Annotated in this window: 16 protein-coding genes; 9 read left to right on the top strand and 7 right to left on the bottom strand. The window is 58.5% G+C overall.

The window, feature by feature from the left end; all coding sequences use genetic code 11:
- Nucleotides 1-83: 83 nt before the first annotated feature.
- On the bottom strand, nucleotides 84-1598 hold the full coding sequence (locus IOD40_RS02735) for a malonate--CoA ligase (RefSeq protein ID WP_198474012.1): 1515 nt from the start codon (nucleotides 1596-1598) through the stop codon (nucleotides 84-86).
- A 95-nt stretch (nucleotides 1599-1693) separates the two neighbouring features.
- The gene (locus IOD40_RS02730) at nucleotides 1694-2377 is read right to left on the bottom strand and encodes a phosphoglycolate phosphatase (RefSeq protein WP_198474010.1); all 684 of its coding nucleotides are present in this window, start codon (nucleotides 2375-2377) and stop codon (nucleotides 1694-1696) included.
- Between the two features lie 147 nt (nucleotides 2378-2524).
- On the opposite strand from IOD40_RS02730, the gene rpiA reads away from it, so the two are divergent.
- The 7 genes from rpiA (at nucleotide 2525) to gltX (ending at nucleotide 10846) form a co-directional block, all read left to right on the top strand.
- Nucleotides 2525-3226: a ribose-5-phosphate isomerase RpiA gene (gene rpiA / locus IOD40_RS02725; protein WP_198474008.1), complete on the top strand. Its 702-nt coding sequence runs from the start codon at nucleotides 2525-2527 to the stop codon at nucleotides 3224-3226.
- 23 nt (nucleotides 3227-3249) lie between these two features.
- Nucleotides 3250-3795, top strand: coding sequence for a DUF2059 domain-containing protein (locus IOD40_RS02720; protein WP_198474006.1), 546 nt, complete (start codon nucleotides 3250-3252; stop codon nucleotides 3793-3795).
- A gap of 23 nt (nucleotides 3796-3818) precedes the next feature.
- Nucleotides 3819-5210 carry a glutathione-disulfide reductase gene (gene gor / locus IOD40_RS02715; RefSeq protein WP_198474004.1) on the top strand — a complete coding sequence of 464 codons (1392 nt, stop codon included), beginning with the start codon at nucleotides 3819-3821 and terminating at the stop codon, nucleotides 5208-5210.
- A 117-nt stretch (nucleotides 5211-5327) separates the two neighbouring features.
- Complete coding sequence (locus IOD40_RS02710) at nucleotides 5328-6704, top strand: class II 3-deoxy-7-phosphoheptulonate synthase (protein ID WP_198474002.1); 1377 nt, start codon at nucleotides 5328-5330, stop codon at nucleotides 6702-6704.
- Between the two features lie 153 nt (nucleotides 6705-6857).
- Nucleotides 6858-7655, top strand: coding sequence for a DODA-type extradiol aromatic ring-opening family dioxygenase (locus IOD40_RS02705; RefSeq protein WP_198474000.1), 798 nt, complete (start codon nucleotides 6858-6860; stop codon nucleotides 7653-7655).
- Nucleotides 7656-7762: 107 nt separating this feature from the next.
- Nucleotides 7763-9442 carry an NAD+ synthase gene (locus IOD40_RS02700; protein ID WP_198473998.1) on the top strand — a complete coding sequence of 560 codons (1680 nt, stop codon included), beginning with the start codon at nucleotides 7763-7765 and terminating at the stop codon, nucleotides 9440-9442.
- Nucleotides 9443-9472: 30 nt separating this feature from the next.
- A complete protein-coding gene (gene gltX, locus IOD40_RS02695) occupies nucleotides 9473-10846 on the top strand; it encodes a glutamate--tRNA ligase (RefSeq protein ID WP_198473996.1) in 1374 nt (457 codons plus the stop codon).
- Here gltX and IOD40_RS20335 read toward each other — a convergent pair.
- From IOD40_RS20335 to dgcA, 5 genes are all read right to left on the bottom strand, one after another.
- Nucleotides 10806-11285, bottom strand: coding sequence for a DUF2865 domain-containing protein (locus tag IOD40_RS20335; RefSeq protein ID WP_407649060.1), 480 nt, complete (start codon nucleotides 11283-11285; stop codon nucleotides 10806-10808). The genes gltX and IOD40_RS20335 overlap by 41 nt on opposite strands.
- 602 nt (nucleotides 11286-11887) lie before the next feature.
- Nucleotides 11888-14194: an NADP-dependent malic enzyme gene (locus IOD40_RS02685; protein ID WP_198473992.1), complete on the bottom strand. Its 2307-nt coding sequence runs from the start codon at nucleotides 14192-14194 to the stop codon at nucleotides 11888-11890.
- Between the two features lie 87 nt (nucleotides 14195-14281).
- Nucleotides 14282-15124: a fumarylacetoacetate hydrolase family protein gene (locus IOD40_RS02680; protein ID WP_198473991.1), complete on the bottom strand. Its 843-nt coding sequence runs from the start codon at nucleotides 15122-15124 to the stop codon at nucleotides 14282-14284.
- Nucleotides 15125-15156: 32 nt separating this feature from the next.
- A complete protein-coding gene (locus tag IOD40_RS02675; RefSeq protein ID WP_198473989.1) occupies nucleotides 15157-15936 on the bottom strand; it encodes an SDR family oxidoreductase in 780 nt (259 codons plus the stop codon).
- A gap of 59 nt (nucleotides 15937-15995) precedes the next feature.
- A complete protein-coding gene (gene dgcA, locus IOD40_RS02670) occupies nucleotides 15996-16979 on the bottom strand; it encodes an N-acetyl-D-Glu racemase DgcA (protein WP_198473987.1) in 984 nt (327 codons plus the stop codon).
- Nucleotides 16980-17056: 77 nt separating this feature from the next.
- Here dgcA and IOD40_RS02665 point away from each other — a divergent pair, with 77 nt between their 5' ends.
- Both IOD40_RS02665 and IOD40_RS02660 read left to right on the top strand, forming a co-directional pair.
- Nucleotides 17057-18244 carry an ABC transporter permease gene (locus IOD40_RS02665; protein WP_198473985.1) on the top strand — a complete coding sequence of 396 codons (1188 nt, stop codon included), beginning with the start codon at nucleotides 17057-17059 and terminating at the stop codon, nucleotides 18242-18244.
- A 23-nt stretch (nucleotides 18245-18267) separates the two neighbouring features.
- Nucleotides 18268-19068 carry an ABC transporter ATP-binding protein gene (locus IOD40_RS02660; protein ID WP_233713796.1) on the top strand — a complete coding sequence of 267 codons (801 nt, stop codon included), beginning with the start codon at nucleotides 18268-18270 and terminating at the stop codon, nucleotides 19066-19068.
- Nucleotides 19069-19070 lie beyond the last annotated feature (2 nt).

Raw genomic sequence — 19070 nt, 5'->3', positions numbered from 1 at the left:
AGGCGGCATGGCCGCTTCGCATGCAAACATGTGCGTTTAGTATGCACGATGGGTGGCAGCTCATGCCGCATTCATAATGGGCCTCACTCGATCCGAAATGAGTCCTTATATTGCTCCCTGAGGACGTTCTTCTGAACCTTGCCCATCGTGTTGCGTGGAAGCTCTTCGAGGAAGATCAGCTTCTTCGGGCGCTTGTAGCTTGCGAGCCGCTGGGTCAAAGCCTCAAGGATGTCGCTTTCGGCGATGCTTGCGCCTGGCTCGCGAACAACTACCGCCACAATTCCTTCGCCAAAATCGGGATGCGGCACGCCGACTGCTGCGCTTTCATGGACACCGTCCAGGGCATCAATTTCGGACTCGAGTTCCTTGGGATAGACATTGTAGCCCCCGGTGATGATCAGGTCCTTGCCGCGACCGACAATGTGGACATATCCGTCCTGGTCTACTCTGCCGAGGTCACCGGTTATGAAGAAGCCATCGGTGCGAAGTTCTGCAGCAGTCTTCTCCGGCATGCGCCAATAGCCTTGGAAGACGTTCGGCCCACGAACCTCGATCATCCCGATTTCGCCGCTCGCAAGAAGGGCGCCTGTCTCGGGATTTGTCACCCGTATCTCCACGCCGGGCAGGGGGTATCCCACCGTTCCTGCGATACGACGTCCGTGATATGGGTTGGACGTGTTCATGTTGGTTTCGGTCATGCCATAGCGTTCGAGGATCGCATGTCCTGTCCGCTCTTCCCACTCGCGGTGCGTTTCTGCGAGTAGCGGTGCCGAACCGGATACAAAAAGTCTCATGTGCTGCGTGGCTTCGCGGGTCAGCCCATCACTCTGCAGGAGCCTGGTATAGAACGTCGGTACCCCCATCAGAACAGTCGCATCCGGCATCGACTGCAGAATCTGCGCCGGGTCGAATCTCTGCTGGAAGATCATCGATGCGCCCGAGGCGAGAACCACGTTGGTTGCAACGAACAGCCCATGGGTGTGGAATATCGGCAGCGCATGGATCAGTGTATCGGGCGATGAAAAACGCCAGTAGTCGACCAAGGTAAGAGCGTTCGACAGCAGATTGTTATGGCTCAGCATCGCGCCCTTGGATCGGCCGGTGGTACCCGACGTGTAAAGAATTGCGGCGACGTCTTTTCCACCCCGGCTGGAGGCCTCGACCAGCGGCGATGCCTTAAGAGACGCCTCGGTGAGGCTTCCATCGCCGTTACCGTCCAGTGTCAGTATCTTCGCATTGACCTGAGCGGCGATCGGAGAAAGCGCGGCCTGCTTGCTCGGGTCGCAAATGAATATTACCGGCTCGGCGTCCGTGAGAAAATATTCGATCTCTGCAGGCGTGTAGGCGGTATTTAATGGCAGGAAAATGCCGCCGGCCTTCACCGTTGCCAGATACAGTGCGAGAGCACGGACCGATTTCTCAACCTGGACTGCCACGCGGTCTCCTGGCTGAAGTCCAGCTTCGATCAGTGCTCCGCCGAGCCGCGAAATCTCAGCAATGAACTCGCCGTAGGTGATTGCGCTGCCGCCATTCTCCTTGATGAGAGTGGAATCCTGGTGGCACTGCCCCAGAAGTGCGTCGTAAAGATTGCGGTTCAATTCAGATGCTCCCCCCGGCGCATTGCTGCGCCTTCATCCAATGTCATGGTGCATACGATGCTATTTCGGGCGTATGCAAGTTGCTGAATGCCGGATCAGCCAACTGTCTGTGCGATCAGCGACTCGGCCAATTCGACTGTGAGTTCATCGAAGTGAGAAATTACTCGCGACGGCTCGAACTCGCTGACATGCCGGTCGGTGTAGCCGAAATCGACTGCAACGACCGGGATCCCGGCTGCCTTTGCGGTGTCAATGTCGGTGCGAGAATCGCCAACCATCAATGCCCGGGTAGGGTCACCACCAGCCAGTGCTATTGTTTCAGTAAGGTGGCGCGGATCAGGCTTGCGGAAGGGGAAGGTCTCAGCACCGCAGATGACTTTGAACAAGCTGGTCAGCTCAAGTCGTTCGATCAGTGTCTTGGCGAGCGCTTCATATTTGTTCGTGCAGACAGCGCAGATGTATCCGGCGGCTTCGAACCGGGCGATGGCGTCCAGTACACCGGGGTAGGGCGCCGATTTCCCAGGCATGTTGCCGCCATAGTGCTTCAGAAACGCTGCCTGCAATTCGTCAAGCTGCTCCTCCAGCAGCGTTGCGTTTTGCGATGCGAATGCGCGCTCGATCATTACGCGTCCGCCCATCCCCACAAACCGGCGCAGTTCCTCGGGCTCAGCCTTCTTCAGCCCGGACAATTCAAGGCAATGATTGAGGCTGTCCAGGAGGTCTGGTGCGGTATCTACGAGAGTGCCGTCAAGATCGAAGACGACGATGGGTTTGGTCATGAAAATGATCCCCTTGGGTTGCCGGGAAATCTGCGATAGCCCGGTGGCATCGGGGGAGCAAGTCTGAAGCCAGCCCAGCGTTTGTACTTGCCCGACGCGACAAAGCTGATAGGACCGGGCCAAAGTTGACGTTGACGGGACCTACCAATGGACGCCAAGCAGTTGAAGATCGAGGCCGCTCGGGTTGCTTTGGAGCATGTTGAAGATGGCATGCGCCTGGGCATCGGGACAGGCTCTACCGCTGAAGAATTCGTACGCCTCCTTGCGGTCAAGGTCGCCGACGGGTTGAGCATCATCGGCGTCCCGACGTCTGAGCGTACGGCGGCGCTCTGCACCGAGCTCGGAGTGCCGCTCTCGACGCTGGAGGAAACCCCGGAGCTTGATCTGACGATCGACGGCGCCGACGAGATCGATCCGCAGCTCGGCCTGATCAAGGGCGGCGGTGGCGCGCTGCTGCGCGAGAAGATCGTTGCAGCTGCATCAGAGAAGATGCTCGTCATCGCAGACGCGTCAAAACTGGTCGATACTCTCGGAAAGTTTCCGCTGCCGATCGAGGTGAACGAATTCGGACTTGGTGCGACGAAGATCGCGATTGCAAAGGTCGCCGCAGATCTAGGCCTCGAGGGCCCGCTCGAAATCCGGATGACGAACGGGAAACCGTTTGTTACAGACGGTGGGCATCTGATCATTGACGCATCTTTTGGCCGCATTCCCGACACAAGAGCGCTGTCCGATGCACTGCACGCAATACCGGGTGTGGTTGAGCATGGTCTGTTTTTGGGACTGGCGGACGCGGCAGTCGTTGCCGAAGCCGGACACGGAGTAAGAACGGTTCGCGCCGTCGCATGAACTCAAAGGGAGTTACCTCCATCATGAAAATCGTCAAAGGTTCCCGCCGTCTAGGTGCGCTTGCAGGTGCGCTCGCACTGTTGGCTGTTTCGCAGCCAAGCTTCGCGCAGGATATTTCCGACAGCCATCTCTCGGCTGCTCGCACAGCCATTTCGGCTCTTGGCGCCACGGCTGAATTCGACGTGATCCTGCCGCAGGCTGCGCAGGCGCTGAAGACCGAGCTGATCCAGAAGAACCCTGACATGCAGGCGGACATCATTTCGGTGGTGGATCAGACCGCACTTTCGCTTGCTGCCCGCCGTGGCGACCTCGAGCGGGAAGCGGGCCTTGCTTACGCCCGGGTGTTTTCGGAAGCGCAACTCAATGAGATCGCGGCCTTTTACGAGTCCGAGACCGGCAAGAAGCTCATCTCCGATGGGGCAATCGTCATGCGGGAAGTCTACCGCGCGGCCGAGATCTGGCAGAATGGTGTTGCACGGGATCTTGCACAGCAGGTCGCGGCTGAACTCCAGAAGCGCTTTGACTCCAACGCCAACGCTGAAGGCGAAGCCGCGCCGGCTCAGCAATAATCTCTAGCCAGGACCGGAATAGCATGTCCGATTTCGACTTTGACCTGTTTGTAATCGGCGGCGGTTCCGGGGGTGTGCGAGCCGCCCGCGTGGCGGCCTCGCTCGGCAAGCGCGTTGCGATTGCCGAGGAATACCGTTTTGGAGGGACGTGCGTCATTCGTGGCTGCGTGCCGAAGAAACTCTTCGTCTATGCCTCGCAGTTTCCGGAGCATTTTGAGGATGCGGCCGGATACGGTTGGACGGTTGGCGAGACGAGCTTCGACTGGAAGACGCTTCTCGCCAACAAGGATCATGAAATTGCTCGCCTTGAGGGGCTGTACCGCCGCGGGCTTGAAAACGCTGGCGCGCAGTTGATCGAAAGCAGAGCGGTCCTTGAGGGGCCGAACACCATCCGCATCGTCAGCGAGGACCGCACGGTCACCGCACGGCACATTCTGATCGCGACCGGTGGACGGCCTAACCCGCATCATGCGCTTCCCGGCAGTGAATACGCCATCACGTCGGACGAAGCCTTTCACCTCGACGAGTTGCCGAAGTCGATTCTGATCGCGGGTGGTGGATATATTGCCGTCGAATTTGCCAACATTTTCCACGGCCTGGGCGTCGAGACGACGCTTATGTATCGCGGGCTCGAAATTTTGGGCCGTTTTGACATGGACATGCGCCGTGGGTTGCATAAAGCCATGGTCGACAAGGGTATCACCGTCCTAACCCAGACGTCATCGACCGGGATCACGAAACGCGATGACGGTGGGTTGGAAGTCAATCTGACAGGCGGCGGATCTAAGGTCGTAGACGCCGTCATGCTTGCGGTTGGCCGGACACCGAACACGGAAGGCCTGGGACTGGAGAAGGCAGGGGTTGAGACTGGATCCCTGGGAGAAATCCTGGTTGATGATTATTCCAGCACCAACGTCGAAAGTATCTACGCTCTTGGCGACGTGACCAATCGCGTGCAGCTCACGCCGGTCGCAATCCACGAGGCGATGTGCTTCATCGATACCGTCTATCGGAACAAGCCGACGTCACCCGATCACGGGACTATTCCAACCGCCGTGTTCTCGCAGCCGGAGATTGGGACTGTCGGACTGAGCGAAGACGAAGCTGCAAAACAGTACGATACACTTGAAATTTACCGGGCGGAATTCCGACCGATGCGTCACACGCTGTCGGGCCGGCAGGAAAAGATGATCATGAAGCTCGTCGTGGATGCGGCTTCCCGGCGGGTGTTGGGCGCCCATATTTTGGGGGTCGACGCGGGAGAAATGGCGCAGTTGTTGGGTATTGCCGTCAAGGCCAAGCTCACGAAGGACGATTTTGACGCGACCATGGCTGTGCATCCGAGCGCCGCGGAAGAATTGGTGACGATGTACCAGCCAAGCTATCTGGTGCGAAAAGGAGAACGCGTCGGCTAGCCTAGGGGCAGCTAGGGCTGGTCGAGCAGTCTCGTCTGGTGTATTGGAGCCGCGTCCCGAGATTAACTAGGGAATGGTGCGGGCGCGACGTGCCCGGTTGCGGTTTTGGATGCAGACATGACTACAAAATGGTCCCCGAATTCTTGGAGAAGCAAGCCGATCAGCCAGGTTCCGGCATTTCCGGACGCTGCGGCGCTCGCCGAGACGGAGCGTCAGCTTTCGACTTATCCGCCGCTTGTATTTGCAGGTGAGGCGCGCAAGCTGAAGAAACAGCTTGCAGCAGTCGCGAACGGCGACTCCTTCCTTCTGCAGGGCGGCGATTGCGCCGAAAGCTTCGCCGAGCACGGCGCAGATAATATCCGCGACTTTTTTCGCGTCTTTCTACAGATGGCGGTGGTCCTCACATATGCCGGTGCGCAGCCGGTCGTGAAGGTTGGCCGTATCGCTGGACAGTTCGCGAAGCCGCGCTCTTCGGATACCGAGACCAAGGGCGACATGACGTTGCCTAGCTACCGTGGCGACATCATCAACGGCATCGAGTTCGATGAAAAGTCGCGTATGCCGGATCCTGCGCGTCAGGAAATGGCCTACCGCCAATCGGCAGCGACGCTGAATCTGCTTCGCGCATTCGCGCAGGGCGGATACGCCAATCTTGAGAACGTTCACAAGTGGATGCTCGGGTTTGTTGCCGACAGCCCGCAGGCCGAACGGTACGGCGCACTGGCCAATCGCATCAGCGAAACCATCGACTTCATGCGGGCGGTGGGAATTTCTGCCGAGAGCAATCCGGCTCTGCGCGAGACGGATTTCTACACGAGCCACGAAGCGTTGCTGCTTGGGTACGAAGAAGCGCTGACCCGCATCGACTCCACTTCGGGCGATTGGTACGCGACTTCCGGCCACATGATCTGGATCGGTGATCGTACTCGCCAGCCGGACCATGCGCACATTGAATATTGCCGTGGCATCAAGAACCCGTTAGGCCTGAAGTGCGGTCCTTCGTTGACCCCTGACGGATTGCTGCAGCTGATTGACCTTCTGAACCCGGAAAATGAACCGGGCCGTCTGACGCTCATCGCGCGCTTTGGTGCCGAGAAGGTCGGCGATCATCTGCCGAAGCTGGTACGAGCTGTGCAGAAGGAAGGTCGAAAGGTGGTCTGGTCGTGTGATCCGATGCACGGAAATACGATCACTGCCGCCGGCTACAAGACCCGCCCATTTGATCGCATCCTCGGCGAGGTGCAGTCGTTCTTCGATGTCCATCACGCTGAAGGCTCGCATCCCGGCGGCATCCATGTCGAAATGACTGGCAAGAACGTGACCGAGTGCACGGGTGGAGCCCGCGCAATCCGTGACGATGAACTGGCGGACCGCTACCACACACACTGCGACCCGCGTCTGAATGCAGACCAGGCGGTTGAGCTCGCATTTCTGGTCGCAGACCTTCTCAAGAAGGGAAAGTCTGACCAGCCGGCCAAGGCGATCAGCGCCTGACGAGTGCAATTTCCGGAAAAAGGCGCGAGTGATCGCGCCTTTTTTGTTGAACGTTCCTGAAATTTCTGTTCAGTAAAAGCGAACGATGTGTCGCGGACTCGTGCTCTGACGTCTGCTTGCCTCCTGCTTATATTGGAGGAAAGGAGTCACGCCATGTCGACAATGCCCAGTCTGTTTATCTCACACGGTGGTCCGAACATCGTCATCGACGACACTCCGGCTCGTCATTACCTTGAAGGTATCTCAGGCCTAGTTCCGGCACCCAAAGCCATCGTGATTGTCTCGGCACACTTTGAGGCACAGGGTGCTACGGTCGTGACAGATCCCAATCCGGGGATGATTTACGATTTCGGCGGCTTTGCCCCTGAGCTATACGAAATGGTGTACCCGGCACCTGGCGAGCCCAAACTCGCGGGGCGCGTGCTGCAGATGCTGAACGATGCAGGCATCCCTGCTTCGGCGGTTGAGAAGCGTGGCTTCGATCATGGAACCTGGACCCCCCTCAAGCTCGCTTTTCCTGAGGCAAATATTCCGGTTGTGCAGGTATCCGTTGATCCGGACCGTGATGCTCACTGGCACTACGCTTTGGGCAAGGCGCTTGCGCCTTTGCGCGACGAAGGAATTCTTCTGATTGGGTCGGGGCATATCACGCACAACCTGCGCGCTCTGTTCCCGGTCATGCGTGGCAGCGCTGCTCCGGATCCCGCCCTGATGGAGAAGGTGAACGCATTCACGCTCTGGTTCGCAGACCGCTTCGCCGAGAATGATCGTGACGCAATCCTGGATTGGAAGAACCGAGCGCCTTTTCCGGCAGAAAACCACCCGACGGACGAGCACTTGATGCCGATCTTTTTCGCTTATGGGGCTGGTGGAGATCAGCCGCGGATCGAGCGTGCACATTCGTCAAAGCAGTACGGCTTCTTTGCGTGGGACTCGTATCTCTTCCACTGAGAGCCCTAACCTAGCTTCTCATTAGCTGCGTCAGGTTTTTACATCGACGCGGCTGATGATCGCGATTGGCATTGCCGCATCGCCAGCGCCGCGCTACACGCTTGGGCATGACCAATAGTGCTCCTGACAGTCTGGTAATTGCGGTTGCGCAATTGAACCCCATCGTCGGCGATATTGCTGGCAATCTTGCTCTCGCGCGGCAGGCAAGAGCAGAGGCGGCATCAAAAGGTGCCGACCTCGTACTTTTCACTGAGCTTTTCATCGCGGGCTATCCACCCGAAGATTTGGTGATCAAGCCTGCTTTCGCAAGCGCTTGTGAGCGGGCAGTTGAGGAACTGGCGGCGGAAACCGCTGACGGTGGCCCCGGCGTCATTATCGGCACGCCGGTGCGCCGCAGGAGTGGCCTGCACAATTCGATCATGGTCCTAGACGGTGGAAAGATCGTTGCGGAGCGCCACAAGATCGACCTCCCTAATTACGGGGAGTTTGATGAAAAGCGCGTATTCGTTGCGGGTCCGGATATACCGGGACCTGTCAATTTCCGGGGCGTGCGCATCGGGCTGCCCATTTGCGAGGACGTCTGGGGTGAGCACGGTGTCTGCGAGACGCTGGCCGAGAGCGGCGCCGAGATACTTCTGGTAGCCAACGGTTCTCCATACCATCGCGGCAAACTGGACGTTCGCCACCAGATTGTTCTGAAGCAGGTGATCGAGACGGGTCTGCCAATCCTCTACGCCAACATGGTTGGAGGACAGGACGAGCTGGTTTTTGATGGTGCATCATTCGCGTTGAACGCCGACCACACACTCGCTTTACAAATGCCGGAATTTGAGAGCGGCTGCGAGTTGACGAGGTGGGAGCGCGGCGACGACGGCTGGCGCTGCGTCCCGGGAAGCGTAGTTTCGACCCCCGAGACTGAGGAGGCGGACTACCGCGCCTGCATGTTGGGTCTGCGAGACTACGTGAACAAAAACGGCTTCAAGAATGTGGTTCTGGGGCTTTCCGGCGGGCTCGACTCGGCAATCTGTGCCGCGCTTGCGGTTGACGCATTGGGTGCAGAGCGGGTCCGATGCGTGATGATGCCCTATCGCTACACGTCAGATGAGTCCCTGAAAGATGCGCAGGACTGCGCAAACGCGCTTGGAGTCCGCTACGATATCGTACCAATCTTCGCGCCGGTCGATGGTTTCATGTCGGCGCTCGCTGATACCTTCGAGGGAACGGATGAAGGGATCACGGAAGAGAACCTTCAGAGCCGTGCCCGTGGCACGATCCTGATGGCTATCTCGAACAAGTTTGGCTCGATGGTGGTCACGACCGGTAACAAGAGCGAAATGTCGGTTGGTTACGCGACGCTCTACGGTGACATGAACGGGGGCTTCAACCCGATCAAGGACCTCTACAAGATGCAGGTCTACGCGCTTTCGCGGTGGCGCAATGAAAACCTTCCGGCCGGAGCGCTCGGTGGTGGAGGGATAGTCATACCGCAGAACATTATCGACAAGCCGCCATCAGCGGAATTGCGCCCCGGCCAGACCGATCAGGATTCGCTCCCGCCCTATCCGGTCCTTGATGAAATTCTCGAATGCCTCGTAGAAGGAGAGATGTCCGTCGATGATATTGTCGCGCGGGGACATGATCGAGACTTGGTGCACAGGATCGAACATCTGCTCTACATTGCAGAGTATAAAAGACGGCAGGCCGCCCCGGGCGTGAAGATCACGAAAAAGAATTTCGGACGCGATCGACGCTATCCGATCACAAACAAGTTCCGCGACCGTACCTGACGGGGCGCGCGTTTTTAAAAGTACTTTGAGATGACCGTAACAGTTCGATTTGCCCCGTCGCCGACCGGCCACATCCATATCGGCAACGCCCGCACAGCGCTGTTCAACTGGCTGTTCGCCTTGAAGCACCAGGGCCGCTTCATCCTTCGTTTTGACGACACGGATGCGGCACGCTCCAAGCAGGAATATGCAGACCAGATCCAGAGAGACCTGCACTGGCTCGGTATCCATCCGGATGTGATTGCTCACCAGTCCGCACGCTTTGACACCTACGCTGCCGCGGTCGAACGCTTGAAGGGAGCGGGGCTTCTGTACCAGTGCTGGGAAACAGCTGAGGAGCTTGAACGTCGACGCCGGCTGAGATTGTCCCGAAAGCTGCCGCCTGTGTACGGTCGCGAGGCACTGAAGCTGACGGACGAACAGAAGGCAGCTTACGAGGCAGAGGGGCGGCGGCCTCACTGGCGTTACCTGCTACCAAACTTCACTGACAATCCGTTCGAAACGCAGCGGACCGAGATCGTCTGGGATGATGTGGTGCGCGGGCCGCAGACGGTAGATCTTTCGTCCATGTCCGATCCGGTTCTGGTGCGTGAGGATGGTACCTATCCCTACACCTTGCCGTCAGTGGTCGATGACATCGATCTTGGTATCAGCCATGTGATCCGCGGCGATGACCACGTTGCAAATACGGGCGTTCAGATCGCGCTTTTCCGCGCGCTTGATGCCGAGCCTCCGGCGTTTGGGCATCACAATCTGCTTACAACTGCGGACGGTGAGGGGCTCTCCAAGCGCTCGGGCGCATTGTCGATTCGCAGTCTGGCCGAAGACGGTATCGAGCCGATGGCAGTCGCCTCGCTCGCCGTTCTGATCGGAACATCCGAGTCCGTTACCGCGGTGCGCTCCCTTGAAGAATTGGCCGAGCGTTTCGAGCCGAAGGCGACGTCCAAGTCTGCTTCGAAGTTTGATCCCACCGAGCTTGTCGCGCTCAACAAGGTTTTGTTGCACGCTACGCCGTTTGCTGACGTCGATCAGCGCCTCCATGGCTTTGGCATCACTGGCCCGAAGGCGGAGCCGTTCTGGCTTGCAGTACGCGCGAACATCGAGAAACTCGCGGATTGTGCCTCATGGTGGCAGATCGTAACTGAGGGGCCGCGGAAGGTGGAATTTGATGAGGCGGACGGATCATTCCTGAGGGTCGCTTTTGATCATCTCCCGTCCGAACCTTGGGATGGAATGACCTGGAAAATCTGGACGGATCGCCTGAAGGAGCAGACCGGAAGAAAAGGCAAGCAGCTTTTCATGCCACTGCGCCTCGCTCTTACCGGTCTCGACCGAGGCCCTGAGCTTGCAGATCTCTTGCCAATCATTGGTCGGGAAGAAACTCTGGCCCGACGACCCGGATAGTCCGTTCCTCAACTGTGGGCATCGCCGGGAGGACAGGCTCCCCGGCGCGCTCAGAGGGTTGATGGTGAAGCTTGGGCGAGCCAAACGCAATCACCGATCCCTTGAGTTCACTCAGGGTGTCGCTTGCTCCATAGCTGCCGCCAATGATTGTGTATCCGCCTGTAGCAGCGCTCGCAGCTGGGCGCCCACATGAACATTCGGCTCTTGTTTCCAACTGTGGTCGTTTGTATCGGAAGGCGAAGGGCATCTGTGTGTAGGGCAAGCCGGTTGCTGCGGAAACCATCCGGTCGGACTCTTCATGTGGCACGCGATGATAGTAGAGTTCGACTTCCACTCCGGGGCACATATTCGCGCACAGGAATGTATCGCGGTCGAAGGCCCTTGCCGATACCGACCATGAGATCGGGAAAAAATAGCCATCACAGGTTCGTACGCACATCGTGCGCAGATTTCCCTTCGGGTTATTCGACGAACCGGCGCGTTGAGACGGTTGGCCAGGCTGCGTTTTCGGCTGCCCCGCTTCATTGTCACGCACTTTCGGCCCTGTAGCGAGTCTGCTGGACGTGCTGCGACAGCCGTGATCCTGCACCTGTTTCAGGACCCGGTTGCGTTCCTGACGACTGTTGGACCCGCCAAGAGAAGCCCGCGTTCTTTGTAGCTCCGCAAGGTTCATCTCCATACGCGTGAGAGCGCCTCGGATGTCTGTGCATCGTCGGGTGACGCCACCCAGAACACCGTCGCAACCGCTGCTGGAAAGTTGGTCCCTGGCTTTCCGCATTTGTTCCTGCTGCCGAGCAATGGCAGCATCGTACTTGCGAATCTGGGAAGAGGAGGATGGACGCGACGCAGTCGACAGCGACGCGAGTTGAGCTTCGAGCTGCCGACACAGATTACTTGCCGCCGCAGATTGCAGCGTTGGGGGAAGGGCGAAGCAAAGGGCCGCGACTGCGAGCACCTGCCGCGTTTTTCTGCAGTATTTGTCTTTGTAAATTCCGCCCCATACCATCCGGATAGAATGACATGGGGCGGTTAAACCAGAGTTTAGCTGGTGGCTGTTTTGGCTGAGCTTGCCTGAACGACCGCGAGCGCCGTCATGTTGACCACACCGCGGGAGGTTACGGATGGCGTCAAAATATGCGCGGGATGCGCGGTGCCGAGCAGGATCGGCCCCACGTGCAGCGCGTCCGTCATCGCCTTGACAGTTGTCAGCGTGATGTTCGCGGCATCGAGATTTGGGAAGACGAGCAGATTAGCTTCTCCCTCAAGGTTCGAGTGCGGCAGGATACGCTTGCGCAACGAAGGCAGGATGGCGGAATCGCCATGCATCTCTCCGTCCGCTTCAAGTTCCGGCACGAGTTCCCGAAGCAGTGCTGCGGCTTCCCGCATCTTCAATGCGCTTTTCGAATCGCGCGAACCGAAGTTCGAGTGAGACAATAGTGCTGCCTTCGGCGATATGCCGAAACGCCGAATTTCTTCGGCCGCGAGAATGGTCATCTCCGCAATTTGCTGCGCCGTCGGGTCAAGGTCGACGTAAGGGTCGGTGTAGAACGAGACACCACGTTGCGCGATCAGCATAGACAGCGCAGATAGTCTGTGGACGCCTGCACGCCGGCCAATGATCAGGTCCACGTTCCGCAGGTGGCGTTCGAACCGGCCTTCCAGGCCACAGATCATCGCGTCAGCCTCATCGCGCAACATGGCGAGTGCAGCGATGACAGTGTTGTTGGTGCGGACCATGGTGCGCGCCGCTTCAGGCGTCACACCCCGTCGTCCAGCCACCTGGATCAGCAAATCGACATAATCACGGTAACGCGGATCGTCCTCGGGATTTACGACGTCGAAATCCTTGCCGGCTCGGATCTTCAGGCCGTAGCGCTGGAGACGGACGTCGATGACGCTCGGGCGGCCGATAAGGGTCGGGCGCGCAATGCCCTCCTCAAGTACCACTTGAGCCGCGCGCAAGACGCGCTCGTCCTCACCATCGGCATAGATGACCCGATCTTTGCTGGCGTTACGCGCAACAGAGAACACGGGTTTCATGATCAGGCCCGAGCGGAAGACGAAGCGGGACAGCCTGTCGACGTAGGCCTGCCAATCCTCAATGGGGCGAAGCGCTACACCCGTCTCGCAGGCTGCACGCGCGACTGCAGGCGCAATGCGCAGGATCAGGCGCGGGTCAAATGGGGATGGAATGAGGAACTCGGGCCCAAATATTGGGGTCTCGCCCGAATATGCGAGTGCTGCAACTTCCGATGGTTCTTCCCGAGCAAGCGCAGCGATCGCACGCACGGCCGCCATCTTCATCTCTTCATTGATGGAGGTGGCGCCGACATCAAGCGCACCACGGAAGATGTAAGGGAAGCAAAGGACGTTGTTGACCTGGTTGGGGTAGTCTGAGCGTCCGGTGCAGATCATCGCGTCGGGACGTGCTTCACGTGCAAGCTCCGGCATTATCTCCGGGGTCGGATTGGCGAGCGCAAGGATCAGCGGCTTTTCCGCCATGTGCTGAAGAAATTCGGGCTTCAGTACGCCTGCTGCTGACAGCCCCAGGAAAACGTCAGCGCCGCCGATTACATCCTCAAGCGTGCGTGCATTTGTATCCTTGACGTAAACGTCCTTCCAGCGGTCCATCTCCTCGGTGCGACCCTTGTAGGCCACGCCATGTCGATCGGTAACCCAGATGTTGTCACGGTTCGCGCCCAGCGAGACCAGGAGATTGAGGCAAGCGAGAGCGGCAGCGCCGGCACCCGAAGAGACGATCTTGACGTTTTCGATCGACTTGCCGGCAAGCTCCAGCGCGTTGATGACAGCTGCCGCGACGATGATCGCCGTCCCATGCTGGTCATCATGGAACACGGGGATCTTCATCCGCTGCTTTAGGCGTTCCTCGACTTCGAAGCATTCGGGAGCCTTGATGTCTTCGAGATTGATGCCTCCGAACGTCGGCTCCAGCGCCGCGATCGTCTCGACCATCTGCTCGATCTCCGGCGCATCCATCTCGATATCGAAGACATCGATACCGGCGAATTTCTTGAACAGGACCGCCTTGCCCTCCATTACCGGCTTTGAGGCGAGGGCACCGATATTGCCGAGCCCCAGAACAGCCGTGCCGTTGGAGATGACGCCGACAAGGTTGGAACGGGAGGTGTAGAGCGCAGCGGCAGCAGGATCATCCTTGATCGCCAAGCAGGGGGCAGCCACGCCAGGCGAGTAGGCCAGGGCAAGATCGCGCTGGTTTCCCAGCGGCTTCGTTGCTTGAATTTCCAGTTTTCCGGGTGAAGGGTAGCGGTGATAAAACAGCGCACCTTCTTCAAGATCGGATGATTTTGTTTTTGTATCGGTGTTCATTGCCTGTTGCCCCAGCGCAGCGTCGAGCTGCGTTCTTCTATGATCTTGCGAAGGCGTGGTGAGGCGGCTTAGCCGCCTCGGGACGCCTTAGCGCGCGACCACTTTTTGCTTTTGCTCGCCGAGACCGGCGATACCAAGCTTCATTTCATCACCGGCTTTCAGGAACCGTGGTGGCTTTTGCCCGAGCCCGACGCCGGGAGGCGTACCAGTCGTGATGACGTCACCCGGCTCGAGGACCATGAAGCCGGACAGATAGGAAATGATGTGCGCCACCGGGAAGATCATGGTCTTTGTGTTGCCGGTCTGGAGGCGCTCTCCGTTCACGTCAAGGAACATGTCGAGGTTTTGTGGATCGGCAACCTCATCGGGGGTCACAATCCATGGGCCGAGCGGGCCGAATGTGGGGGCACTCTTGCCCTTGATCCACTGGCCGCCGCGTTCTGCCTGCCACGATCGCTCAGAAACGTCATTGCATACCGCGTAGCCAAGAACGTGGGAGAGGGCATCAGCTTCAGTGACATTGTCCGCCCGCTGGCCGATGACGATGGCCAGCTCGACTTCCCAGTCCAGTTTTTCAGAGCCTTTTGGCAACAGGACGTCGTCATTAGGTCCCGACAGAGAGCTTGGCGCTTTCGAGAAGACGATCGGCTCTGACGGGATCGGCGAGTTCGTTTCGGCTGCATGATCGGCGTAGTTCAGACCGATCGCGATGAAGTGGCCGATACGTGAAATCGGCGAGCCAATCCTGACGCCGTCCGGCACGACCGGCAGGGCCGCGAGATCGGCAGCCTTAAGGCGCTCAAGGAGGTTTTGGGCAATGGTCTCTGGCGAATAATCGGACACCAATGAGGATACGTCACGAATCTTGCCATCAGCGTCAATAAGGCCGGGCTTTTCTTGTCCGACTGAACCAAAACGGATGAGTTTCAAATCAATTACTCCTGTGCAGCAATGTCGCGCGGCTAGAACGAGCTGGCAAAATGTCCGCCATCCAGACGTATGCTTTGGCCGGTGATGTATCCCGCGTGCACGGAGCACAGGAAGGCGCAAACCTTGCCAAACTCCTCCGCAGTGCCGAGACGACCGGCCGGTATGTCGCTTGAGAGACGCCTGGTCTGCTCAGCGACGCTTATTCCGGCCTTCTTCGCGGCGAATTCGGCGCTGGAGCGAATGCGATCCGTGTCGAACTTGCCAGGCAGGATATGGTTGATTGTCACGTTCTTGTCCGCGACCGTTCTGGCGACGCCCGCGAGGAACGCGGTTAGGCCAGCGCGTGCGCCCGACGAGAGATCAAGTCCGGCGATCGGTTGGTAAACAGACAGGGACGTGATGTTAACGATCCGCCCGAAGCCGCGCTCGGACATCCCGTCGATCACCGCCTTCACCAGTTCAATTGGTGTGATCATGTTGTTGTTGACGCCGTCCATCATCGCGTCGCGCGTAAGTTCGCGGAAATCACGGAAAGGTGGGCCGCCATTGTTGTTGACCAGAATGTCAGGCGAAGGAGCCGCGGCCAAAAGCGCATCTCGCACAGATGGGTCGGAGACATCGCCCGCAATCTCTACGACGTCGACACCATAGGTGGAGCGGATATTTTCCGCTGTGGCAGCAAGTACTGCCGCGTCGCGTCCGTTCATGACCAGGTCGCATCCCGCCTCGGCCAGTGCTGTTGCACATCCCAGCCCCAGCCCGCGGCTCGACGCGCAGACGATCGCCTTCTTTCCTCGAATCCCGAGTTCCATTCCAAGCTCCAATTGTGAGAGCGCAGGCTAACTCTCCATTGTGGCAGATACAACTGCCGCTACCCCCATAAGGAGGCAGCAGGGGGGTGAACCAGAGAGCCTTCGTAGGTGAGTGGATTTGGACGATCCTTGGCGAGAAGCAAAGGCCCGTCGAGATCGACGAATTCTGCATCCTGTGCGAGCAGCACTGCAGGAGCCATAGCCAACGATGTGCCTACCATGCACCCGACCATGACCCCGAACCCAAGTTCACGAGCGCGGTGCCGCAGACCAAGCGCGGTTGTCAGGCCGCCGGTTTTGTCCAGCTTGATGTTGACCGCGTCGTACTGGCCAAGCAGCGTCTCAAGCATGTCGGCCGTGTGGACGCTCTCATCTGCGCATATCGGCACAGGGTGGGGAATGTGACGAAGGATCTCGTCTTTGCCTGCAGGGAGTGGCTGTTCGACGAGAGCGACCCCATACCGGGCAGCGGCGAGGAGATGTTCCCGGATGTTCGATTCGGTCCAGCCCTCATTCGCATCAAGAATGATACGGCTGTTTGGTGCAGCCTCTGCGACAGCGCTAATTCGTGATAGGTCGTTTTCCGTGCCAACCTTTATCTTGAGAACGGGACGATGAGCGTTCGCCCGTGCGGTTGCGGCCATTTGGTCCGGCTCACCAAGCGAGACTGTATAGGCGGTGACCAGTGGTTTGGGCGCGATGTTGCTGATGCGATCCTGGACGCGCCCGGAGCCCGACTTTGCTTCGAGATCCCAGAGAGCGCAGTCGAGCGCGTTTCGCGCGGCACCTGCTTTGACCAGCCCGAGCAGATCTTCTCGACTGGCACCGTTTTCGACCGCACCACGGGCGCTCTCAATCTGGGATTCAACGCTTTCGAGCGTTTCTCCGTAGCGTCCATATGGAACGCATTCACCGAGCCCGACATTATCGCCCGCGCGGATAGTACATGTCAGTACTTCCGCCTCAGTCTTGGTTCCCCGGGATATAGTGAAAGCTCCCGCAAGCGGAAAGCGCTCGGTTCTGACAAAAAGGTCACGCTTCATGAAGAACTCCCGTCGATGGGCCAGCCAAGCCCATCGCTCAAGTGACACGCGAAATATCAACGGCTAATAATGGCTCGATGTTGACGAAAGATGCAGGCGACGCAACGGCCATGAGCCACGCGGTTGAAGCGCGGCGGCCCGCTATTGCCGCAAAGGAGGAGGGCGGACGTTTGCTCTGGATGCTTTCCGGCATCTGGAATACGCGTTCCGTTCACCTGATCGACGAGGAAGTTCGTAGACTTCAGGGGCAGGCCTCCTCAGGCGCGGTGGCCTTGGATGTCGGCGCTGTGAGCGGGCTCGATACAGCAGGTGCGTGGCTGATTCAGCGACTTGCCGATTCGCAGCGCCGTTCTGGCGCGGCCGTCGAAATATTGGGTGCCAGCCCGGAGGCCGGGATCCTTCTTGAAGCGGTTCAGGAAGCCCTCGAAGATGACGCCGGGTCGCAGGAACCAAAGCCACCGATTTTCTTCATCCGTTGGCTTGAATCAATCGGACGTCTGACCGTCTCCGCAGGCGAAGATTTCGTCGCGGGCATGTACATACTCGGATCAACGATCCGCGGCGCTCAGATGAAACTTGGTCGCGGACATGCGGTGAATCCGGCTGCGATATTCAACCAGATTGACCGGATGGGTGTGGGCGCAATCCCGGTCGTTGTACTTATCTCCGCGATTGTTGGTGCAATTGTCGCTCAGCAGGGCGCCTACCAGCTTCGTTGGTTCGGCGCGGAAATCTTCATCGTGGACTTGGTGAGTATCCTCACCCTTCGCGAGCTTGGCGTTCTGCTGACATCAATCATGATCGCAGGGCGTTCAGGCAGCGCGATAACGGCCGAGATTGGCTCGATGAAAATGCGCGAGGAAATCGACGCGCTGAAGGTCATTGGTCTCAATCCGATTGGTGTCCTCGTTTTTCCGAGGCTTGTCGCCCTTGTCATCGCACTTCCCTGCCTGACAATTATCGCGAACGCTGCCTCCCTTGGGGGCGCGATGGTTGTGTCCGCGCTCTACTCGGGAATTCCGCCGGAAGCGTTCATCGACCGTTTGCGACCGAGCGTTGATTTGTCGACGGTCTTTGCGGGCCTGATAAAGGCCCCGTTTATGGCACTCATCATCGGAATCATTGCATCAGTAGAGGGGATGAAAGTCGGCGGCAGCGCCGAGTCACTAGGTCGACACGTCACTGCATCCGTCGTGAAGTCGATTTTTGTCGTCATTGTTCTCGATGGCTTGTTTGCAATGTTTTACGTGGCGATCGATTTTTAATGATCGAGGCGGAGATACAGCCCTTGAAGGGGACCCGTGCCGATGGACAGGAGAGCGTTCTCTCTGTTCGCGACGTCACTGTCGGCTTTGGTGACAAACTCATCCTCGACAAGCTGTCGCTTGATGTCTATCGCGGCGAAATCCTGGGGTTCGTCGGAGCTTCCGGCACTGGAAAGTCCGTTCTGCTGCGCACCGTGCTGGGCTTGACGCCGAAGCGATCGGGAACCGTGAGCCTGTTGGGGACGGATCTTGATGCTGCCACGGATGACGAGAAGATGCAGGTCGATATGCGGCTTGGCGTTCTGTTTCAGCACGGCGCGCTGTTCTCGGCGCTGACTGTCAAAGAAAACATCCAGGTGCCGATGCGCGAGTATCTCGACCTGCCGCGCTCTCTGATGGATGAGTTGTCCTTGCTCAAGCTCGAACTGGTCGGCTTGCCAAGAGATGCCGCAGGAAAGTTTCCATCAGAATTGTCAGGTGGAATGATCAAGCGCGCTGCGCTGGCTCGAGCGCTCGCGCTCGACCCCGACATCGTGTTCCTGGATGAGCCTACTTCGGGCCTCGATCCTATCGGCGCTGCTGAATTTGATGAGCTCGTCGCCAAGCTAAGGGACACGATGGGATTGACCGTCTACATGGTGACCCACGATCTCGACAGCCTCTTCTCAGTCTGCGACCGGATTGCGGTCCTCGGGCAAAAAAGGGTCCTGATGGAAGGTACCATCGAGGACATGATGAAGGTCGAGGAACCCTGGGTGAAATCCTACTTCCGCGGTAAGCGCGCGAGGCAGATCGATCTGTCCGCCCGTACCGGCACATTATAGGA

The organism is Aquamicrobium zhengzhouense (genome assembly GCF_016124105.1).
GTDB lineage: Bacteria > Pseudomonadota > Alphaproteobacteria > Rhizobiales > Rhizobiaceae > Aerobium > Aerobium zhengzhouense.
Note: the sequence above shows the minus strand (reverse complement) of the source record. Positions and strands in the feature narration are given on the sequence as shown.

What these genes read in the sequence shown, in the direction of transcription:
- IOD40_RS02730 (WP_198474010.1), bottom strand. Translation starts at nt 2,377, where the DNA reads ATGACCAAACCCATCGTCGTCTTCGATCTTGACGGCACTCTCGTAGAT.
- IOD40_RS02705 (WP_198474000.1), top strand. Translation starts at nt 6,858, where the DNA reads ATGTCGACAATGCCCAGTCTGTTTATCTCACACGGTGGTCCGAACATC.
- rpiA (WP_198474008.1), top strand. Translation starts at nt 2,525, where the DNA reads ATGGACGCCAAGCAGTTGAAGATCGAGGCCGCTCGGGTTGCTTTGGAG.
- IOD40_RS02665 (WP_198473985.1), top strand. Translation starts at nt 17,057, where the DNA reads ATGTTGACGAAAGATGCAGGCGACGCAACGGCCATGAGCCACGCGGTT.
- IOD40_RS02720 (WP_198474006.1), top strand. Translation starts at nt 3,250, where the DNA reads ATGAAAATCGTCAAAGGTTCCCGCCGTCTAGGTGCGCTTGCAGGTGCG.
- IOD40_RS02710 (WP_198474002.1), top strand. Translation starts at nt 5,328, where the DNA reads ATGACTACAAAATGGTCCCCGAATTCTTGGAGAAGCAAGCCGATCAGC.
- IOD40_RS02700 (WP_198473998.1), top strand. Translation starts at nt 7,763, where the DNA reads ATGACCAATAGTGCTCCTGACAGTCTGGTAATTGCGGTTGCGCAATTG.
- IOD40_RS20335 (WP_407649060.1), bottom strand. Translation starts at nt 11,285, where the DNA reads ATGTGCGTACGAACCTGTGATGGCTATTTTTTCCCGATCTCATGGTCG.
- IOD40_RS02675 (WP_198473989.1), bottom strand. Translation starts at nt 15,936, where the DNA reads ATGGAACTCGGGATTCGAGGAAAGAAGGCGATCGTCTGCGCGTCGAGC.
- gor (WP_198474004.1), top strand. Translation starts at nt 3,819, where the DNA reads ATGTCCGATTTCGACTTTGACCTGTTTGTAATCGGCGGCGGTTCCGGG.
- dgcA (WP_198473987.1), bottom strand. Translation starts at nt 16,979, where the DNA reads ATGAAGCGTGACCTTTTTGTCAGAACCGAGCGCTTTCCGCTTGCGGGA.
- gltX (WP_198473996.1), top strand. Translation starts at nt 9,473, where the DNA reads ATGACCGTAACAGTTCGATTTGCCCCGTCGCCGACCGGCCACATCCAT.
- IOD40_RS02685 (WP_198473992.1), bottom strand. Translation starts at nt 14,194, where the DNA reads ATGAACACCGATACAAAAACAAAATCATCCGATCTTGAAGAAGGTGCG.